This window comes from Candidatus Infernicultor aquiphilus (genome assembly GCF_002784285.1).
In the GTDB taxonomy this organism is placed as follows: domain Bacteria; phylum Atribacterota; class Phoenicimicrobiia; order Phoenicimicrobiales; family Phoenicimicrobiaceae; genus Infernicultor; species Infernicultor aquiphilus.
Map to the genome: position 1 here is coordinate 1 of NZ_PFKO01000357.1, position 401 is coordinate 401.

At 29.9% G+C, this 401-nt stretch carries 1 protein-coding gene; it reads right to left on the reverse strand.

The window, feature by feature from the left end; translation table 11 throughout:
• Positions 1–380 (reverse strand): hypothetical protein (locus tag COZ07_RS10025; RefSeq protein ID WP_406608424.1); only part of this gene is annotated, 380 nt, incomplete at its 3' end.
• Positions 381–401 lie beyond the last annotated feature (21 nt).

Below are 401 nucleotides of genomic sequence, written 5' to 3' on the forward strand. Positions count from 1 at the left end.
ACGCTTTTTTTAATATTACTCTTAATAGATTTTACATCACTTTCATTCGGTTTTGATTGAGAAGTTTCTTGTTTAGAACTAAAAGGCAATTGCGGAGGTAAAAATAATTCAGTTTGGTCTTTTTCTTTTTCTTTCTTGGTTAATTCCCCATCAAAATTATATCCTCCTTGTTGTAAGGCTGTTCCCACAGATATTAATCCTCTATCATAAAAAGCTAAAATTAAATTTTTCACAGAAGCCTCATCTTTAAGTGACATACGATCCCATTTAACTTTTACTTTTTCATTAAAATCATTCGCCTTAGAGATTTGATTACATATTTTTTCTAAATAAATACTTGTAATAGTTCTCCAATTAGAAAGCTTTTCAACTAGCGACAATATCGATACCCACTCATTCCC